Annotated in this window: 7 protein-coding genes and 2 pseudogenes; 2 read left to right on the top strand and 7 right to left on the bottom strand. The window is 62.5% G+C overall.

Features of this window, described 5'->3' with window-relative positions:
* Positions 1 to 6: 6 nt before the first annotated feature.
* Complete coding sequence (locus ACZ5M5_RS17540; protein ID WP_039589986.1) at positions 7 to 966, bottom strand: AAA family ATPase; 960 nt, start codon at positions 964 to 966, stop codon at positions 7 to 9.
* A 602-nt stretch (positions 967 to 1,568) separates the two neighbouring features.
* Here ACZ5M5_RS17540 and ACZ5M5_RS17535 point away from each other — a divergent pair.
* Entirely contained in the window at positions 1,569 to 1,937 is a 369-nt protein-coding gene (locus tag ACZ5M5_RS17535; protein ID WP_207283171.1) for a DUF6124 family protein, read from the top strand.
* Between the two features lie 562 nt (positions 1,938 to 2,499).
* On the opposite strand, the pseudogene ACZ5M5_RS17530 reads toward ACZ5M5_RS17535, so the two are convergent.
* The 6 genes and pseudogenes from ACZ5M5_RS17530 to ACZ5M5_RS17505 form a co-directional block, all read right to left on the bottom strand.
* Positions 2,500 to 3,476: pseudogene (locus tag ACZ5M5_RS17530) on the bottom strand (2-hydroxyacid dehydrogenase).
* Between the two features lie 15 nt (positions 3,477 to 3,491).
* Complete coding sequence (locus ACZ5M5_RS17525; RefSeq protein WP_464737693.1) at positions 3,492 to 4,790, bottom strand: MFS transporter; 1,299 nt, start codon at positions 4,788 to 4,790, stop codon at positions 3,492 to 3,494.
* An 88-nt stretch (positions 4,791 to 4,878) separates the two neighbouring features.
* Positions 4,879 to 5,858, bottom strand: a pseudogene (locus ACZ5M5_RS17520) (sugar kinase).
* Positions 5,851 to 6,633 carry an AP endonuclease gene (locus ACZ5M5_RS17515; RefSeq protein WP_464737692.1) on the bottom strand — a complete coding sequence of 261 codons (783 nt, stop codon included), beginning with the start codon at positions 6,631 to 6,633 and terminating at the stop codon, positions 5,851 to 5,853. Before ACZ5M5_RS17515 ends, ACZ5M5_RS17520 begins: the two are co-directional and overlap by 8 nt.
* A gap of 153 nt (positions 6,634 to 6,786) precedes the next feature.
* Complete coding sequence (locus ACZ5M5_RS17510; protein WP_103309757.1) at positions 6,787 to 7,812, bottom strand: LacI family DNA-binding transcriptional regulator; 1,026 nt, start codon at positions 7,810 to 7,812, stop codon at positions 6,787 to 6,789.
* Between the two features lie 277 nt (positions 7,813 to 8,089).
* A complete protein-coding gene (locus ACZ5M5_RS17505) occupies positions 8,090 to 8,443 on the bottom strand; it encodes a hypothetical protein (RefSeq protein WP_060742007.1) in 354 nt (117 codons plus the stop codon).
* Positions 8,444 to 8,872: 429 nt separating this feature from the next.
* Here ACZ5M5_RS17505 and ACZ5M5_RS17500 point away from each other — a divergent pair, with 429 nt between their 5' ends.
* Positions 8,873 to 13,741: an NAD-glutamate dehydrogenase gene (locus tag ACZ5M5_RS17500; protein ID WP_464737691.1), complete on the top strand. Its 4,869-nt coding sequence runs from the start codon at positions 8,873 to 8,875 to the stop codon at positions 13,739 to 13,741.
* Positions 13,742 to 13,871: the final 130 nt, after the last annotated feature.

The following is a 13,871-nucleotide window of genomic DNA, read 5'->3' as shown; positions in this document are numbered from 1 at the left end:
TCATGCTCAAGCGACAGCGACGACGTCGAGAATTCGCTGCACGACCCGGTCCTGGTCGATGCCGGCGGCCTCGGCTTCGAACGACAGGATGATGCGATGGCGCAGCACGTCGAACAGCACGGCCTGGATATCTTCCGGGCTGACAAAGTCGCGCCCGGCCAGCCAGGCATGGGCACGGGCGCAGCGGTCAAGGGCGATGGAACCCCGCGGACTGGCGCCGTAGGCGATCCACTCGGCCATTTCCGGATCGAACTTGGCCGGGTTGCGGGTGGCCATGATCAGTTGCACCAGGTACTCCTCCACGGCGTCGGCCATGTACAACCCGAGGATTTCCTTGCGTGCGGAGAAGATCGCCTGCTGGCTCACGCGGCGCTCGGGCTTGGTCTCGCCGTTCAGCGCTTCACCCCGGGCCTGCTGCAGGATGCGGCGTTCCACGGCGGCATCGGGAAAACCGATCTTGACGTGCATCAGGAACCGGTCGAGCTGGGCTTCGGGCAGCGGGTAGGTGCCTTCCTGCTCGATCGGGTTCTGCGTGGCCATCACCAGGAACAGCGGCGACAGTTCATACGTGCTGCGCCCGACACTGACCTGGCGTTCGGCCATGGCTTCGAGCAGGGCCGACTGGACCTTGGCCGGGGCGCGGTTGATTTCGTCCGCCAGCACCAGGTTATGGAAAATAGGCCCTTGCTGGAACACGAAACTGCCGGTTTCCGGCCGGTAGATTTCCGTGCCGGTAATGTCGGCGGGCAGCAGGTCAGGGGTGAACTGGATACGATGGAATTGCGCTTCGATGCCCTCGGCCAGCTCTTTGATGGCCTTGGTCTTGGCCAGCCCAGGCGCGCCTTCCACCAGCATATGACCGTCGGCGAGCAAGGCGATGAGCAGGCGCTCGATGAGTTTTTCCTGGCCGAGAATCTGCGTTGAAAGAAAGGTTCGCAGCGCAAGCAGCGCTTCACGATGTTCCATCGGTGACTGTTCCTGGAAAGGGTGGCCCCAGGCGTTCGGATAACGCCGGGGCTGGGGCGTTACTTTAATGCATGGCGGGGGGTGGCGACTAACGGGATTTTGATTGGCCGTGTGAATTGTGATCGGCTTGGAAAGATTGTGAGGTGGGTTTGCTTGCCATGAATCCCACCCGGACAGGCGCACTTACCCCGTGGCGAGGGAGCTTGCTCCCGCTTGACCGGGCTGGCGCTCCAGTGGGAAGCACTCACAAAGTGAAGGGGTGTTTATCGGGATGTAGGAGTGCTCTGGAACAGGCTACGTTGTCTTGCGCCGTTGCCTACAACTGCGCCAGAATTCGCCGGCTTGTGCGCTTGGGAGGCAGGTTCTATCGTTTCCGGGTCGCTGATGAATCAGCGATCGGGTTTGGTAGCCCGGCTCTCTACATGACGCAAGCGTCACTTTTTACAAGTGCATCTCAGCATTTGTATTTGATGGTGGCCATGCGTAGGGCGCTCTCGAGCGCGCCGGAGTTCATGTGGGCCGGTCTACCAACCTTCGTATGGCCGCCACCCTCGTTTGGTAGCGAGGTGGTGGTTCCTCCTATCCCACATGAGATTCTATTTATGTTCAAAGCTACCCCCAATCCCCCGAACACCGAACCGACCTCACCGCGTCCAAAAACCAAGTCCCAGAAACACGACGAAGTCACCGACCGAGTCCTCGACCATTACCTGAACCCCAAGCCGGACAAACCCGAAGCCGAACCTGCCCTGGGCCAACTCTTCACCGTCAACAAAGACATCGACACCGAAAGCCTGCTTGCCAACCTCAGCGAAACCCTGGCTTCGGCCAATGCCATGGTCAATGACCTGGCTTTCGACCTGGACGGTTCACGCCGGCATTTCCTCCTGGGCATTCAGCAACTGATCGAACTGGGCAGCCTGCTGGCGAACCGTGCACTGGACAACATCGAAACCCGCCAACCGACATAACCCTTGTGGCATTCCTTAAATCCTGGGCAAGCCGCAAAACCTGTGGGAGCCAAGCTTGCTCGCGATGGCGGCGCAATATCCAACATAGATGGAGCCTGACCCACCGCCATCGCGAGCAAGCTCAGCTCCCACAGGGGATTGGCGGTGGACGCAGGAGCAAGGAACACCACGAATCCATTGTGGGAGCCGAGCTTGCTCGCGATGACGACGGTACATTCAACTTCAATGTAGCCGACCCACCGCTATCGCGAGCAAGCTCAGCTCCCACAGGGGGATTGGCGGTGGACGCAGGAGCAAGGAACACCACGAATCCATTGTGGGAGCCGAGCTTGCTCGCGATGACGACGGTACATTCAACTTCAATGCGGCCGAGCCACCGCTATCGTCAGCAAGCTCGTTCCCACAGGGGGATTGGCGGTGGACGCAGGAGCAAGGAACACCACGAATCCATTGTGGGAGCCGAGCTTGCTCGCGATGGCGGCGCAATATCCAACATAGATGGAGCCTGACCCACCGCTATCGCGAGCAAGCTCAGCTCCCACAGGGATTGGCGGTGGATAGCTCAGCCTTTCCACGCCCCCGCATTCACCAGATTCGCCGGCCGCTCCCCGCCAATGCCGCCAGCAGGTTGTCCACGGCGCAGCGCGCCATCGCTTCCCGGGTCTCGTGGGTGGCCGAGCCCATGTGCGGTGTCGCTACCACGTTGTCCATCTGCAACAGCGGCGAATCGGCATTCAAGGGTTCGCGCTCGAAGACGTCCAGTCCCGCGCCACGGATCTGTTTGTTGCGCAGGGCGTCGATCAGTGCCGCTTCATCCACCACTTTGCCTCGGGAGATATTGATGAAGAGGGTCTCGGGACGCATTCGGGCAAACGCCTGCGCATCGATCAGCCCTTGGGTTTCAGCCGTCAAGGGCAAGGTCAGGCAAACGAAGTCCGCCTGCTGCAACAATGTTTCGAGACTGCAGTAACGCGCACCGAAACGCTGCTCGACCGCGGGCTTGGGCGAGTGGCTGTGGTAGAGCACCGGCATGCCGAAGCCGAAGTGGCCGCGCTGGGCCAAGGCTTCGCCGATGCGCCCCATGCCGATGATGCCCAGGGTCTTGCCATGGACGTCGGTGCCGAAATGCCGGGGGCCGATGCTCTGTTGCCAGCCGCCGCTGCGCACCAGGTTGGCCAGTTCCACCACGCGCCGGGCGGTTGCCAGGATCAGGGCGAAACCGGTATCCGCGGTGGTTTCGGTGAGCACGTCCGGGGTATTGGTCAGCAGGATCCGACGATCAGTCAGGTAGTCGATGTCGTAGTTATCGACCCCCACCGAGACGCTGGCGATGGCTTGCAGGTTCGGCGCCAGGTCCAGCAGCGCCGCATCCAGCTTGAGGCTGGCGCCCAGCAGGCCGTGGGCCGTGGGCAGGGCGTCGCGCAGTTGTGCCAGGCCCTGGGCATCGAGGCGTTCGATGAGCGTGACTTGGGCCTGGGCTTGCAGGCGAGCCATCAATTGAGGTGACAGCGCTTTGTACAACACCACGTGCTTTTTCATGGGAGGGGTCTCGATTCAGGAACGGGCGGGCGCCGGGCTCGGCGTCGCGGAGTGGGAGACGGTCCGGTCGCTGGCGCCGGGCTTGAGGGCGAGGGTCAGCACGACCGACAGCAGCAAGGCGCCGCTCATCAGCAGGAAGGACATGCCAGGGGAGCCGGTGGTGCCGTTGAGGTAGCCCACCAGGTACGAACCGCCGAACGAACCCAGCGCGCCCATGCTGTTGATCAACGCCATGGCGCCGCCGGCGACATTGGCCGGGAGGATTTCCGGAACGATGGCGAAGAACGGACCGTAGGGCGCGTACATGCAAGCGCCGGCGACCACCAGCAAGCCATAGGACCACCAGAAGTGCTCGGCCCCCAGCAGGTAGGAGGCGTAGAACGCGATGGAGGCGATCAGCAGCGGCGGCCAGACAAAACGCTTGCGCTTCTGCGCCTTGTCCGACGCCCAGGACACCACCAGCATGCCGATCACCGCCGCCAGGTACGGCAAGGACGACAGCCACCCGGCCTCGACCATGTTCATCTGCAGGCCGGCCTTGAGGATCGACGGCAACCACAGCACAAACCCGTAGACGCCGATGCTCCAGCAGAAAAACTGCAACGCCAGGATGATCACCTTGGGAGAGCGGAAGGCTTCGGCGTAGTTCTTCACCGCCTTGATGCCGACCTGTTCGGCCGCCAAGGCACTTTCCAGATCATGTTTTTCCTGGTCGCTGAGCCACTTGGCCTGGGCCGGGCGATCATCGGCCAGGCGCCACCAGACAAAGGCCCAGAGCACCGCCGGTAGGCCCTCGATGATGAACATCCAGCGCCAGTCGAATTGCTGCACCAGGTAACCCGAGACCACGGACATCCACAGCATGGTCACCGGGTTGCCGAGGATCAGGAAGGTATTGGCGCGCGAGCGTTCGGCCCGGGTGAACCAGTGGCACAGGTACACCAGCATCGCCGGCATCACCGCGGCCTCGACCACCCCGAGCATGAAGCGGATCACGATCAGCCAGTAGGCATTGGAGACCACGCCCGTCAGGGTGGCCAGCGAACCCCAGAGGATCAGGCTGACGAAGATCAGCTTCTTCACGCTGTGCTTTTGCGCGTAGATCGCCCCCGGGACCTGGAAGAAAAAGTAGCCGAGGAAAAACAGGGCGCCCAGCAGCGACGAAAGCCCTGGGGTGATCATCAGGTCCTTGGCCATGCCCGAGGCGGCGGCAAATCCATAATTGGCCCGGTCGAGGTAGGCCAGGCTGTAGGTGATGAAGACGATGGGCATGATGTACCACCAGCGGCGGGTGGCGAGGTTGAGCGTTTGCATGTCGTTGACTCCTGAGCTTGTTGTTTTTGTTTGCAGCAGGTGTGTTTTGTGGTGGCTCTATCGCGAGCAAGCTCGCTCTCACAGGGGGTTAACTCGATGCCATGTGGGAGCGAGCTTGCTCGCGATCGGCGGTTTCAAATTCAGCCAATAACTCAAGGCGCGTCGGCAATCCCTCCATGTCCCCACGGCTCTGCACCGCGCGGCTGCCAATCCAGTTGGCGCGCTGCACGGCCTCGGTAATGGCCCGGCCTTCGAGCAATGCGCTGATCAGGCCCACCGCGAAGCCATCACCGGCGCCCACGGTGTCCACCACTTGGGCCACCGGCACGCCGGGGATGACACCCTGGTCCAGCGCCGTGCGGTAATAGGCGCCGTCCGCGCCGAGCTTGATCACGACGATTTCGGCACCTTGGTCCAGGTAGAACGCGGCGATGTCGGCCGGGTCGTCGAAACCGGTCAGCAGCCGGCCTTCGCCGAGCCCCGGCAAGACCCAGTGGGCGAGGGCGGCGAGGCGATTGATTGCAGTGATCATCGTCGACTCGCTGCCCCATAGGCTTGGCCTCAGGTTAGGGTCGAACGACAGGCTGCGGCCGGCCGCGCGCATACGGCTCATCAATTCAAAGGACATCTCGCGGGCCGTGCCCGACAGCGCCGGGACGATGCCGGTGGCGTGCACGTGACGGGCGTCAAGCAGTGCAGGCGCGATGGAGCTGATCGACAGATGACTGGCCGCCGAGCTGCGCCGGAAATACTCGACTTGCGGGTCGCTGCCATCGACGGTAAGGGACTTGAACTGGAAGCCGGTGGGGTGCTCCGGGTCGACCGCCACGTGACGACAATCCAGGCCCTCGTTTTCCAGGGTCTGCGTCACGAAGCGCCCCAGGGAGTCGGCGCCGACCCGACTCAGCCACGCCACCTTGAAGCCCAGCCGCGACAGACCGATGGCCACGTTGCTGTCGGCCCCGCAATGCGCTTGTGGAACTGGTCGACGCTGGCCAGGTCACCGCGCTGATCCGCCACCAGCATGGCCATGGTTTCGCCGAACGACAACACATCGAATTCAGACATGGGCAGGCTCCTGACGCGATTGCCCGAGGCGGGACAGGGTGGCGACATGGCGGGCGGTCAATTGCAGCAGGTCATCGTCTTGCAGCGGGTATTCGGCGGCGCGCATCACGCCGGCGGGCATGTGCTTGAGCAGTTGTTCCCACACGTGCAGGTCGGTCATGGCCGGAGGCACGGCGACGAGTTTGCCGTCGGCGCGCCGGGCCACGGCCTTGCAGTGCACATACGCCACATAGCGTCCGAGCTGGCGGGCGGCCACGGCGGCCGATTGGTCCTGCCATTGCCAGTTGCCAATGTCGAAGGTCATGGCGACGGGCAGCCCCTGGTGTTCCACTGCGGTGAAGAATCGTTGCAGCGGTTCGATTCGCCCGCCCTGCAAGGTCTGGTCGTTTTCCACCAGCAGTTGCACCGGGCTGGCGGCGAGCACCTGGGCCAGCGCCGAGAGGTCATTGGAGTCGGTGAAATGCCCGAGGGAGACTTTCAGCCAGGTCGAACCGAACGCCTCGCCGCGTTGCAGGGCCAGCGCCAGGGCGGGGTTGGGCCTGGACTGGCCGGCGAGCCACAGTTCCAGGGGCGACGAAAAAATACTCTGCAGCCCCTGGGCCCGGGCAGCGGCGGCCAGTTCAGCGGGCTGTTCGGTGGTGAGCAATTCTTCGCGCCATTCGATGCGCGAGGCACCGGCGGCGGCCAACAGATCGATGAAGCGGCCTTGGCCATGCTGCCGCACCAGGTCGGCGCCGTAGCTGGAAAGACTGATGGAGACGGGTGGGTTGTGCATTGTTGTTGTACCTCTGAAACCGGTTTCAGTTTTATTCAAAAAAAGGGGGTGTGTTTTAGGGCCTCATCGCGAGCAAGCTCGCTCCCACAGGGATCTTCAGTGCGCCACAGATCCCGTGTGGGAGCGAGCTTGCTCGCGATAGGGCCCTCACCATCACCGACCATTCCCAAGCGTCGACCCACGCTCAATCAACCGCGCCGCAAAATCCAGGGTCCGCACAGGCCCGTTGTCACCGCGCAAGCGCTTGAGCAGGCATTCGAAAGCGCTGGCGCCGATCTGCGCTGTCGGTTGGGCCAGGGCCGTGATGCCGCTGCCCACCAAGGGGTACCAATCCAAGTCATCGAGGGCGATCAGGCCCACGTCGTCGAACAAGCGGCAACCCAGCTCGCGCAACACCGTCGTGGCGGCCAGGGCGGCAATGCCATTGGCGCAGAACAACGCCTTGGGGCCATGGCCAGGCTGGGCAAGAAAGGCCTTGATACGCGTGGTCAACTGATCAGAGGTTTCCACCACGGTGCCGGCCAGGGCAGGCCGCCGTTGGATACCAGCCTTGAAACTCTCGACCCGCTCGATTCGCGAACTGGTGCCGTCGAACGGTTCTGTCACCAGCAACAGATCGCGGTAGCCCCGTTGTTCGAGGTGATCGAGGGCCATTTCGATGGCCGCCGGGTTGTCCAGCCCGACCAGGTCGCTGTCGAGCCGATCGACCTTGCGATCCACCAGGACCAGGGGCATTTCGCTGCGCAGTTCGAACAGTTCGTCACGGTGGTGACCCAAGGTGTTCACGATCAGCCCTTCGATGTTGTAGGCGCGCAGCAGCGCCAGGTGCTGGCGTTCCTGCTCGTCGTCGCGGTCGGTGTTGCACACCACCAGGCTATAGCCATGGCGACGGCATGCGGTTTCCACGCCGTGCATTACGGCAATCGAATAAGGGTTGCGGATATCGGCCACCAGCATGCCGATCAGGCGTGTGCGCCCGCGCTTGAGGCCGCGGGCCATCTGGTTCGGCCGGTAGCCCAGCTCGCTGATGGCCTGCTCGATGCGCCGGGCGATGGCCTCGGAGAGCAGGGCCCGGTCTTCGCCAATGAAACGCGAGACACTGGCCTTGGAGACCCCGGCGCGTTCGGCGACGTCGAGCATGGTCACGCGGTTGCGCTGGGCGGCGGAGAAAGAAGTCACGGATAGAAACCTGTTTATTAGAGTTGTTCAGCGGTTCTGAAACCGGTTTCAGGAAACCTCAGAACGCCGTCGCCCGTCAAGGGCGTCTCGATACGAGAGCGACCGACGGTTGCCACGTCGTGAGCGGTTTGGAGATGACGGTCACTCTCTATGCAAGCTGAGCCACCGCCATCGCGAGCAAGCTCGCTCCCACACTGGTGACTTGTACACATTGGTGAACGACGCCATTCCTGTGGGAGCGAGCTTGCTCGCGATGGCGTCTATGAAAACGCTGGCGTCAGGCCTGCCTTACATAGGTCCCTGTACCCCGGAGAATGTTCTGCAGAGTCAACTCCACTTCCTCCAGGTCCGCCGCATCACTGTTGTGACTGATTTCCAGCACATCATCGCCATTGAGCGCATCGGCGTCCGCCGCCGCGATTTCGATCCTGAGCAAGGTTGGGCTCAGCGTCACCTTCACGCCCTCCAGGGTCGAGGGTTCGCCATCGAGGGCGATTTCCAGTTCGTCTTCGTCGGGGTAGCGCGTCATCAGGAACATTTCGCCCTGGGCGCTGTGGCAGCAGAGCATGGCCATGTTGTCTTCTTCTTCATCACACGGGTTGGCGATCAGAAGGGCGGTGGTCATTTGCATGGTGATGGCTCCAGGATCGAGTGCACCTGCGGGGTGCAAAAAGTGGATTCTGCCAGCCCGAAGGATTTTCTGCTGGTTTACTGCCTCGGGGTGCCGTTTGGCCCCCAGCCTGCTAGGGTTGTTCGGTGCGTACCGGCTGTTTAGCTAGCCGATGACCGAATATGTCGCAGCGCTGCAAGCAGGCAGGTTGTCGCACTCGTTAAGCTGCGCAACGGATGTGCACCTGCCAAGGCCACCCCAGGGTGGTTTTTGCAGGTGTCCATGACATGAAATTACATGGAAAAGGATGTGACCTGCGGGTCCTGTCCAGCTTCACCCACCTGTCATCCTGTTTCCTCTGCCCGAGAATCAGGAACGGGATGGCCGACAGCCCCGCAGGGGTTGCACGCGACGCTTCAATCAATAACAAGCCCAAGCGGAGTACCACAGATGGCGTTCTTCACCGCAGCCAGCAAAGCCGACTTCCAGCACCAACTGCAAGCGGCACTGGCGCAGCACATCAGTGAACAGGCACTGCCACAAGTGGCGCTGTTCGCTGAACAATTCTTCGGCATCATTTCCCTCGATGAACTTACCCAGCGCCGGTTGTCCGACCTCGCCGGCTGCACCCTGTCTGCCTGGCGCCTGCTTGAGCGCTTCGATCACACGCAACCACAGGTGCGTGTCTACAACCCCGATTACGAACGCCATGGCTGGCAGTCGACCCACACGGCCGTGGAAGTGTTGCACCACGACCTGCCGTTCCTGGTGGACTCGGTCCGCACCGAGCTGAACCGTCGCGGCTACAGCATCCATACCCTGCAAACCACTGTGCTGAGCGTGCGTCGCGGCAGCAAGGGCGAGTTGCTGGAAATCCTGCCAAAAGGCACCCAGGGCGACGACATCCTGCAAGAGTCGTTGATGTACCTGGAAATCGACCGCTGCGCCAACGCCGCCGAACTCAACGTCCTGAGCAAGGAACTTGAGCAAGTGCTGGGCGAAGTGCGCGTGGCCGTGGCCGATTTCGAACCGATGAAAGCCAAGGTCCAGGAAATCCTCGACAGCCTGAACAGCAGCGCCTACGCCATCGACGCTGATGAAAAGAGCGAGATCAAGAGCTTCCTGGAATGGCTGGTGGGTAACCACTTCACCTTCCTGGGCTACGAAGAGTTCGTGGTGCGCGACGAGGCCGACGGCGGTCACATCGAGTACGATCCCGACTCGTTCCTCGGCCTGACCAAATTGCTGCGCGCCGGCCTGACCGCCGAAGACCTGCGCATCGAAGACTACGCTGTCGCCTACCTGCGCGAACCGACGCTGTTGTCGTTCGCCAAGGCCGCGCACCCGAGCCGCGTGCACCGTCCGGCCTACCCGGACTATGTGTCGATCCGCGAAATCGACGCCAGCGGCAAGGTCATCAAGGAATCCCGTTTCATGGGCCTGTACACCTCTTCGGTGTATGGCGAGAGCGTGCGGGTCATCCCGTACATCCGTCGCAAGGTCGCGGAAATCGAGCGTCGCTCGGGCTTCCAGGCCAAGGCGCACCTGGGCAAGGAACTGGCCCAGGTGGTCGAAGTGCTGCCCCGTGACGACCTGTTCCAGACCCCGGTGGACGAGCTGTTCAGCACTGTCATGTCCATCGTGCAGATCCAGGAACGCAACAAGATCCGCGTGTTCCTGCGCAAAGACCCGTATGGCCGTTTCTGCTACTGCCTGGCCTACGTGCCACGTGACATCTATTCCACCGAAGTGCGCCAGAAGATCCAGCAAGTGCTGATGGATCGCCTGAAGGCCTCGGACTGCGAGTTCTGGACCTTCTTCTCCGAATCCGTACTGGCCCGTGTGCAGTTGATCCTGCGGGTGGATCCGAAGAACCGCCTGGACATCGACCCGCTGCTGCTGGAAAAAGAAGTCGTGCAGGCTTGCCGCAGCTGGAAGGACGACTACGCCAGCCTGGTCATCGAAAGCTTCGGCGAAGCCCAGGGCACCAACGTGCTGTCGGATTTCCCGAAAGGCTTCCCGGCCGGCTACCGCGAGCGCTTTGCCGCGCACTCGGCCGTGGTCGACATGCAGCACCTGCTGAACCTGAACGAAAAGAACCCGCTGGTCATGAGCTTCTACCAGCCGCTGGGCCAGGTCTCCGGCCAGCGCGAGCTGCACTGCAAGCTGTATCACGCCGACACGCCGCTGGCGCTGTCCGACGTGCTGCCGATCCTGGAAAACCTCGGCCTGCGCGTGCTGGGTGAATTCCCGTATCGCCTGCGCCACACCAACGGCCGCGAGTTCTGGATTCATGATTTCGCGTTCACCGCCGCCGAAGGCCTGGACCTGGACATCCAGCAACTCAACGACACCTTGCAGGACGCCTTCGTCCACATCGTGCGTGGCGATGCCGAGAACGATGCGTTCAACCGCCTGGTGCTGACCGCCGGCCTGCCATGGCGCGACGTGGCGCTGCTGCGTGCCTACGCCCGTTACCTGAAGCAGATCCGCCTGGGCTTCGACCTGGGTTACATCGCCAGCACCCTGAACAACCACACCGACATCGCTCGCGAACTGACCCGGTTGTTCAAGACCCGCTTCTACCTGGCGCGCAAGCTCAGCGGCGATGACCTGGAAGACAAGCAACTGCGCTTGGAGCAGGCGATCCTCTCGGCCCTGGACGACGTCCAGGTGCTCAACGAAGACCGCATCCTGCGTCGCTACCTGGACCTGATCAAGGCCACCCTGCGGACCAACTTCTACCAGACCGACGCCAACGGCCAGAACAAGTCCTACTTCAGCTTCAAGTTCAACCCGCACCTGATCCCGGAACTGCCCAAGCCCGTACCGAAGTTCGAGATCTTCGTCTACTCGCCACGGGTCGAAGGCGTGCACCTGCGCTTCGGCAACGTTGCCCGCGGTGGCCTGCGCTGGTCCGACCGTGAAGAAGACTACCGCACCGAAGTGCTGGGCCTGGTAAAAGCCCAGCAAGTGAAGAACTCGGTGATCGTGCCGGTGGGCGCCAAGGGCGGTTTCCTGCCACGTCGCCTGCCGCTGGGCGGCAGCCGGGACGAGATCGCGGCCGAAGGCATCGCCTGCTACCGCATCTTCATCTCGGGCCTGTTGGACATCACCGACAACCTGAAGGACGGCGCGCTGGTACCGCCGGCCAACGTCGTGCGCCATGACGACGATGACCCGTACCTGGTGGTCGCGGCGGACAAGGGCACTGCGACCTTCTCCGACATCGCCAACGGCATCGCCATCGACTACGGCTTCTGGCTGGGCGATGCGTTCGCCTCCGGCGGTTCGGCCGGCTACGACCACAAGAAAATGGGCATCACCGCCAAGGGCGCGTGGGTCGGCGTGCAGCGCCACTTCCGCGAGCGCGGCATCAATGTCCAGGAAGACAGCATCACCGTGGTCGGCGTCGGCGACATGGCCGGCGACGTGTTCGGCAACGGCTTGTTGATGTCCGACAAGCTGCAACTGGTCGCGGCCTTCAACCATCTGCACATCTTCATCGACCCGAACCCGGAGCCTGCCAACAGCTTTGCCGAGCGCAAGCGCCTGTTCGACCTGCCGCGTTCGGCCTGGACCGACTACGACACCAGCATCATGTCCGAAGGCGGCGGTATCTTCTCGCGCAGCGCGAAGAGCATCGCCATCTCGCCGCAGATGAAAGAGCGCTTCGACATCACGGCCGACAAACTGACCCCGACCGAGTTGCTCAACGCCTTGCTCAAGGCGCCGGTGGACCTGTTGTGGAACGGCGGTATCGGCACCTACGTCAAGGCCAGCACCGAAAGCCACGCCGATGTCGGCGACAAGGCCAACGATGCGCTGCGTGTGAACGGCAACGAACTGCGCTGCAAGGTCGTGGGCGAGGGCGGTAACCTGGGCATGACCCAACTGGGTCGCGTCGAGTTCGGCCTCAATGGTGGCGGTTCCAACACCGACTTCATCGACAACGCGGGCGGCGTGGACTGCTCCGACCACGAAGTGAACATCAAGATCCTGCTCAACGAAGTGGTGCAGGCCGGCGACATGACCGACAAGCAACGCAACCAGTTGCTGGCGAGCATGACCGACGAAGTCGGTGGCCTGGTGTTGGGCAACAACTACAAGCAGACCCAGGCCCTGTCCCTGGCGGCACGCCGCGCCTTCGTGCGGATCGCCGAATACAAGCGTCTGATGAACGATCTGGAAGCCCGGGGCAAGCTGGACCGCGCCATCGAGTTCCTGCCGACTGAAGAGCAACTGGCCGAACGTGTCGCGGCGGGCCACGGCCTGACCCGTGCCGAACTGTCGGTACTGATCTCCTATAGCAAGATCGACCTCAAGGAAGCGCTGCTCAACTCCCTGGTACCGGACGACGATTACCTGACCCGTGACATGGAAACCGCGTTCCCGCCGACGCTGGTGAGCAAGTTCTCCGAGGCCATGCGTCGCCATCGCCTGAAGCGCGAGATCGTCAGCACCCAGATCGCCAACGACCTGGTCAACCACATGGGTATCACCTTCGTTCAACGGCTCAAGGAGTCGACGGGCATGAGCCCGGCGAACGTGGCCGGTGCCTATGTGATCGTGCGCGATATCTTCCACCTCCCGCACTGGTTCCGGCAGATCGAAGCCCTGGATCACCAGGTCTCGGCTGATGTGCAACTGGAGCTGATGGACGAGCTGATGCGCCTGGGCCGTCGCGCCACGCGCTGGTTCCTGCGCAGCCGTCGCAACGAGCAGAACGCTGCCCGTGACGTCGCTCACTTCGGTCCGCACCTGGCCGCGTTGGGCCTCAAGCTCGACGAACTGCTGGAAGGTCCGACCCGTGAAGGCTGGCAGACCCGTTACCAGGCCTATGTGGCCGCTGGCGTGCCGGAGTTGCTGGCGCGCATGGTTGCCGGCACCACGCACCTGTACACCTTGCTGCCGATCATCGAGGCGTCCGACGTCACCGGCCAGAACGCCGCCGATGTGGCCAAGGCTTACTTCGCCGTGGGCAGTGCCCTGGACATCACCTGGTACCTGCAACAGATCAGCGCATTGCCGGTGGAAAACAACTGGCAGGCCCTGGCCCGTGAAGCGTTCCGCGATGACGTCGACTGGCAGCAACGGGCGATCACCATCTCGGTTCTGCAAGAGGGCGACGGTTCCCAGGACGTGGAAACCCGCCTGGCGCTGTGGCTTGAACAGCATCACGAAATGGTCGAGCGCTGGCGCGCCATGCTGGTGGACATCCGTGCCGCCAGCGGTACCGACTACGCCATGTACGCGGTCGCCAACCGCGAATTGCTGGACCTGGCGTTGAGTGGTCAGTCGGTCGTGTTGCCCGACTGATCCGGCGTTGAATGAAAAAGCCCCGCATTGAGAGATGCGGGGCTTTTTTTTGGCTTTAAAGATTCACTGTGGACCCCTGTGGGAGCGAGCTTGCTCGCGATAGCGGTGGGTCAGCGACATTGAACTTGAC

The sequence above is a fragment of the Pseudomonas sp. Van50 genome (assembly GCF_055390755.1).
Note: the sequence above shows the minus strand (reverse complement) of the source record. Positions and strands in the feature narration are given on the sequence as shown.

What these genes read in the sequence shown, in the direction of transcription:
- ACZ5M5_RS17540 (WP_039589986.1), bottom strand. Translation starts at nt 966, where the DNA reads ATGGAACATCGTGAAGCGCTGCTTGCGCTGCGAACCTTTCTTTCAACG.
- ACZ5M5_RS17535 (WP_207283171.1), top strand. Translation starts at nt 1,569, where the DNA reads ATGTTCAAAGCTACCCCCAATCCCCCGAACACCGAACCGACCTCACCG.
- ACZ5M5_RS17525 (WP_464737693.1), bottom strand. Translation starts at nt 4,790, where the DNA reads ATGCAAACGCTCAACCTCGCCACCCGCCGCTGGTGGTACATCATGCCC.
- ACZ5M5_RS17515 (WP_464737692.1), bottom strand. Translation starts at nt 6,633, where the DNA reads ATGCACAACCCACCCGTCTCCATCAGTCTTTCCAGCTACGGCGCCGAC.
- ACZ5M5_RS17505 (WP_060742007.1), bottom strand. Translation starts at nt 8,443, where the DNA reads ATGCAAATGACCACCGCCCTTCTGATCGCCAACCCGTGTGATGAAGAA.
- ACZ5M5_RS17500 (WP_464737691.1), top strand. Translation starts at nt 8,873, where the DNA reads ATGGCGTTCTTCACCGCAGCCAGCAAAGCCGACTTCCAGCACCAACTG.